The 5,914-nt window shown below is 48.8% G+C and carries 6 protein-coding genes; 2 read left to right on the plus strand and 4 right to left on the minus strand.

Features of this window, described 5'->3' with window-relative positions; translation table 11 throughout:
- From B067_RS20050 to B067_RS0109505, 4 genes are all read right to left on the minus strand, one after another.
- On the minus strand, window positions 1-224 hold a 224-nt coding region (locus tag B067_RS20050; protein WP_019529844.1), incomplete at its 3' end, for a transposase.
- A gap of 88 nt (window positions 225-312) precedes the next feature.
- Window positions 313-804, minus strand: coding sequence for a YchJ family protein (locus B067_RS0109495; RefSeq protein ID WP_019529845.1), 492 nt, complete (start codon window positions 802-804; stop codon window positions 313-315).
- 65 nt (window positions 805-869) lie between these two features.
- Complete coding sequence (gene ppnP, locus B067_RS0109500) at window positions 870-1,151, minus strand: pyrimidine/purine nucleoside phosphorylase (RefSeq protein WP_019529846.1); 282 nt, start codon at window positions 1,149-1,151, stop codon at window positions 870-872.
- A 55-nt stretch (window positions 1,152-1,206) separates the two neighbouring features.
- Complete coding sequence (locus B067_RS0109505) at window positions 1,207-1,656, minus strand: YaiI/YqxD family protein (RefSeq protein ID WP_019529847.1); 450 nt, start codon at window positions 1,654-1,656, stop codon at window positions 1,207-1,209.
- Between the two features lie 140 nt (window positions 1,657-1,796).
- Here B067_RS0109505 and B067_RS0109510 point away from each other — a divergent pair, with 140 nt between their 5' ends.
- Entirely contained in the window at window positions 1,797-2,399 is a 603-nt protein-coding gene (locus B067_RS0109510) for a DNA-J related domain-containing protein (RefSeq protein ID WP_019529848.1), read from the plus strand.
- Window positions 2,400-2,804: 405 nt separating this feature from the next.
- Window positions 2,805-5,633, plus strand: coding sequence for a choice-of-anchor D domain-containing protein (locus tag B067_RS0109515; RefSeq protein WP_019529849.1), 2,829 nt, complete (start codon window positions 2,805-2,807; stop codon window positions 5,631-5,633).
- Window positions 5,634-5,914 lie beyond the last annotated feature (281 nt).

Genomic DNA, 5,914 nt, shown 5'->3' on the forward strand with positions numbered 1-5,914 from the left:
GCCTCAAGGGCCTTATAACTTTTTTCAGGGGGGCGTGTTTTCTTCAAGGAGGCTACCAGCATGTTATTGTCAGATAGATAAATTCTACGCCAACGATGCAGTAGACCGATGTTAATGTCTAGATCAACCGCAAGCTGAGCCAGCGTACCAGGGGTTTCAATAGAACGCCGGACGGCTTCGAGCCGAAAAGCCTCCGTGTATCGTTTATTGGGTTTGTATTGCATAAACACCTCTCAATTACTTCATTTGAAAGGTGTCCGTTTTTTTGGGGTCACATCACAGGGGCAGCTGTTTTACAGCTTACAGCTTACATCACCCATGACACTTCTTATGTTTTTTACCACTACCACACCAGCATGGATCGTTGCGGCCTAGTTTTACCGGTTGGGCTTGGTGGCTGTTAGAAACAGCGCCGTCTAGGTAATACCAGTGGCCATCTTCTTTAATAAAACTCGATTTTTCGCACAGCTGAAACAGTTGTTTGTTTTCTTGATACTCGGCAATAAATTCTACCGTGCCGCTGTCATCATTGGCCTGGCCTTGTTGGCTTTGCACTATTTGTAAACGCAGCCATCGGCAGCTGGCTAAAGTTTTCCTAAGCTGTTCTTTATCGTCGTCTTCACGTTTTGAAGGGTGATGAGTGGCAATAAGATAATCCACATCATGCTTACAAAAGGCGCTATAGCGCGAACGCATTAATTGCTCAGCGGTTTGCGCCTGTTGCTCACCTATTAACAGTGGCTGGCAGCAGTCGGCGAAGTTTTTCTTGCTGCCGCAGAGGCATAAGGGAATCGCAGTATTCATACCATACTAGCTCTTAACTGAAATATTTTGCCGCGTAGTGTAACGGTGGTATTTAGTGTCAACACTTATTCGTAGGTGCAAAAATAGGCGGTTTCAATCATAACTTTAACGTCAAATGATGAGTTGGCAGTAATGGTAAAACTCTCTCCTGCTTGGTAATTCACCCATTCGCCATCACTCTCTAGCTTAACGGTTAGGTCGCCACTGACAACAGTCATGACTTCTTTTTGAGTGGTGCCAAACTTATAGCTGCCTATAGCCATTACACCTACGGTTGCAGGCAGGTTAGAGGTTTGAAATGCGATAGAGGCAACCTTGCCGTCAAAGTATTCGTTAATTTTAAGCATATGCTGTGTTAACTCCGGTAACTATTCGATATGTAGATAAGTAAATTTTGAGTACCTAAGGTTTGGCTTTGGCCAGCAGCTTATCTAAGCTATTGGCAAAACTTTGTTTGTCGCGATTGTCCAGTGGCGGCGGGCCACCGCTAGCTTGGCCGGTGCTGCGCATCTCTTCCATAAAATTGCGCATGGTGAGCCGCTGTTGAATATTTTGCTTAGTGTACACCTCGCCTCGCGGGTTGATGCCATAGGCACCTCTTGCGACTATATCGGCTGCCAGTGGTATGTCGGCGGTAATCACTATGTCACCGGGCTGAGCCTGTTGCGCAATATGGTCGTCAGCTACATCAAAGCCCGAGGCCACCTGTACGCAATTAATATAGGGTGAAGGTGGGGTGATCAGGGCATGGTTGGCCACTAGGGTGAGCGCTAGTTGGGTGCGATTGGCTGCTTTATACAGTATTTCTTTGATGGCCTTGGGGCAGGCGTCGGCATCGACCCATATATGCATCTGTGTTCCAATGTAGTGGCGTTTTTAGTGCTGTGGTAGAAAGGCGCTATTTTTTAGCAAAAGGCTAAATAAAGCAATTGCTAGCATGGCTTTGTGTTATCTTTTTTTTGCTGATTTAGCAGTAGAACAGGCAGGTATTAATGGCTATAGCGCACAACCCCCTCACTATCCCTATTTTACAGCTGTTAAAACAGCAGGGCGCTGCCATGACCGAGCATGAGCTGCTCAGCCAGCTGCAACAGCGGGGCGAGTTTGAGGCGATACTGCCAGCGGGCCAAGAGGCGGCCCGGTCTAACGATTTAGCTTTGTTTCAACGCCACTTCTTAATTATGAATGCCCTTTATCAGCTGCAGGCGCAATTATTGAGTGAGCGCTTGCATTTGCACATCTCACCATTGCGTATTTATTTATCCTCGCTGCAAGACAGTAAGGCTAATAGCTTAGCTGATGTGCTGGAGTCGCCTGCGTTGGCAGAGTACTACGGCAATTTCGCTAATTTTAGTGACACCGGCGAACAAGATGTGCAGCGATTGCTTAAGGGTTTTTGGCAGCGCTATAGGGCAGAAGATAAACAGCTGGCCGCGTTTCAGCAGTTGGATTTGCCCGCAGATGCCAGCTGGCCGGAGGTTAAACAACGTTATAGGCGTTTGGCGAAGCAACATCACCCCGATCACGGTGGCGACCATGAGCAGTTTATCGCGCTTAGGGCTGCCTTTGAGGTGTTAGGGCAGGTATTGAATTAATCACGGCGTGTTAACCCTAGCTGGCTTAGCTAGTTTCATTGTTCTCTTTCATCCGCTATTGACTCACCTTGTAACCCATCCAGTAAGTTACTTTAGTAGTGCTATGGCCTAAACCCGGCTGGCGCGGCTAAAGGTTTCCGTTATTGACGCTTGTTCATTTATTGTGCTAAATGCTCGTTGTTGTTTGGTCCGGTGTGATGTGGTGCCGGGTAATGTTGTGCTCACTGATGCAGCGCAGGTCAGGTTCTATAGGCTCGATAGCCATAGGGCTACCGAGAATGGTTTCAATGACGTATTTACAGGGAGAAGGTCATGGACTTTCAACGTGGTATAACAATAAAACGGCTTAAGGGATTATATAGGGGGCTATGTAGGAAACTATATAGAGGACTATGTTTTACCTTTATGGCCACTCTGGTGCTACTAGGCTCCAGTTCGCTTTTTGCTGCCGATAGTATTACGGCAACCAAATCTAAAAACCCCGATAACACTTACTCAGTCGGTGGCACCGATACCTTTACTATTGCCACTAATCAAACGGTGCGTTGGACGGCTAACTATAATCCCTCGGCAGCTAATGAGGGCAATGATTTTTACCTGCATCAATCGGGGCAGCCGCTTAATCAAATTGCACTGTCCACCAACTTAAACAATGGCCTAAACACCGGCGATGTTTTTTTAAATGCCGGCACCTATATAATCAGCACCACCTATTTTGGTATGGGGGTGGGCAGCTATACCATAGAGTACAACCGCACGGCGTCGATTAGCCTTAGCCCTGGCAGTCACAATTTTGGTACGGTGTTGGCGGGTGGTAGTTCGAGTAATAAAGCTTTTAGCATCAGCTCTACCGGCGATTTACCGGTGACCATTACCGGGGTAACTTTTTCTGACCCTGCGCATTTCTCTATAGTAGGGCCGGCACCCAGCGGCACCGCGCCTAGCAGTTTTAATGTGCGTTGTAATGCAGGGCCTGCTGCGGGCATATTTGGCTCTACTATTACGGTAACCGGCACTAACCCTTCTTTGCCTGTAGCCTCACCCACGGCAACAGTGAATTGCACGGTAGAGTTACCGGTGCCCAATATTAGTTGCTCGGGCAATCCCAATTTAGGTACGGCCGATTGGACCACCTCGGAAACTATTAACATTAGCCGTAGCTATGCCAATACTGGCACCGCTCCCTTGGTGATTAGCAATGTGCAGTTGGTTAACTTGTCAGCGCTGGCCCCTTTTGCACTTAACGGTGCGCCTAGTTTGGCGCCTTTAAATAGCGGCTCACGCAGTGTGGCAATGACTTTTACTGCGCCTAATGCCGGTGCTGAGGCGACTTATAGTGGCCAGCTGCGTATAGACTCCAACGACCCCGACGAGCCCGTTAAGCTCTGCCCTTTTACGGCAGTGGCGCATCATCCCGAGCCGCGCATGTTGCTGGATGCTACGGTATTGGATTATCACCAAGTTGAGTTAGGTTTTGCCTTTACCAAGGCCATTATTGTGCGCAATGCCGGTGATGCCAACCTCAACGTAACCGTGGCCGACATCTTACCTTTAGACGCTGATGCGCCACAGTGGCCCACCCGCGAAGTAGGGGCTGCCGTGGTCACTCCCGGTAATCAAATCGTGTTTAAGCAGGTGTTTGAGCCTTTAGTTACCGGCAACTACAACATGCAAATGCGGGTAACGGGCAACGACCCCACCAACCTCGAAGATATAGTCACGCTAATGGGCGAGGGCATACCGCCCATACCTATTGATGCCGTGCCGGTGTTAGATCGCAGTGGCAGTATGAGTGATGCTGCCGGCACCGCAGGCAGCAAGCTCTCGGCCATGAAGCGCGCGGCTAATTTGTTTACCGATTTAATTGCCCAGCGTTCAGACGGTTTACCGGCTGCCGATGCAGACAAGTTGGGGTTGGTGCAATACAACGAAACCAATAGTCAGTTGTTAGCGCTAAATACTTTGCAGGGTGCGCAGGTTACCGATGCGCATAATGCGATTAACGGCCTCAGTGCTGGTGGCGGTACAGGCATAGGTGGCGCTATACAGCGCGCAGGCACCATGTTGATAGGGTCGCCTAGCGGCCGCAAGCATGTGATGGTGGTGATGACGGATGGTAAAGAAAACGTAACGCCTAATATTATCCCCTCTGTGGAAATCGTTAGAACCAACGACCCCGCTATTAAAATGTACAGCATAGGTTTGGGCAACGACATAGAGCCCGGCAAATTGCAGGCCATTACCAATATCACTAACGGCTATCATCAAGTAGTGGATGATTTAAGTGGCACCAGTATTTTTGATTTAGAAGCTTTCTACTTCAAAATATTTGCTAACGCCACCGGTATGGAATTAGTGGTGGACCCTACCGTCCCCGTTAATCTTAATAACACCGCGCCTATAGTGGTGCAGCAAGCGGCGATTACTAGCTCCGATAAAAGCGCCACATTCCTAGTGTTAGATGTGCCGTCGTTGCGACCCTACTATGCCTTGGAGTTGATTAGCCCTAGCGGCCAAATCATTATCCCTGGTGTGTCTATAGGCGGTGTCGCCGTGCATGAGTTAGCTAGAGATACCTATAGGCTAGTGCGAGTAGTCTTCCCCAGCTTGGCTCACGCCAGCGATTATGTGGGCCTGTGGCAGTTGCGCTTAACCGCTAAAGGTTTGCCGAAAAAAGTACCCGGTACGGCAACCCACGATAATGCACCAATGCCTAATGACGCTGTATACAACCCTAATGCAGGGATAGTGCCTATAGGTTTTGCGGCGGCGGTATCATCCGACTACCGCATGGCCGTTAGTGCTACGGCCTCTAGCATGCTACCCGGCGCTAGAATCAACCTGAACGCTAGTTTTAGCGACAGGGGTTGGCCAGCACCCAATGCCCAAGCTCGCGTCACCATTACCTCACCTTCGGGTACGGTATATGGCCCGCTGAGTTTATACGATGACGGCACGAACGATGATAGTGAAGCCGGTGATGCGGCGTTTACTAGTTATTTTATGCAAACGGCGGAGTCGGGTAGTTATAAGTTGTTTTACCAAGGCCAAGGCTATAACGATCGTGGTGAGCTTGCCCCTAGGGAAGCAACTCGCTATGTGAGTTTAGTGCCACCCACACCGCCAGAGCGCGAAGAGGATTGCATACCCTGCCATATTTTAAAATGGTTATGGGCAGTGGTGATTGCTTTGTTGTTGCTGGGTTTGTGGTGTTGTTATCGCAAGCGGGGGTAGTTTGATGGTTTGATAGTTTGATTTTTTTTGGATATAGAACGGCCCTGATTAGGGGCCGTTTTTGTATTCGTCATGCCGGCAGACAAGGTGAATTGCGCAGCAAGAGAGAGTGCCCTGAGGTGGGCCGGTATCTATGGTTTTATTAATTATTTAATACTTGGAATTTGTTTCGCCTTGCCTAGCGATTGATGTGACCCCAAAAAAACGGACACCTTTCAAATGAAGTAATTGAGAGGTGTTTATGCAATACAAACCCAATAAACGATACACGGAGGCTTTTC

It is taken from the genome of Dasania marina DSM 21967 (assembly GCF_000373485.1).
Taxonomy (GTDB): Bacteria; Pseudomonadota; Gammaproteobacteria; order Pseudomonadales; family Dasaniaceae; genus Dasania; species Dasania marina.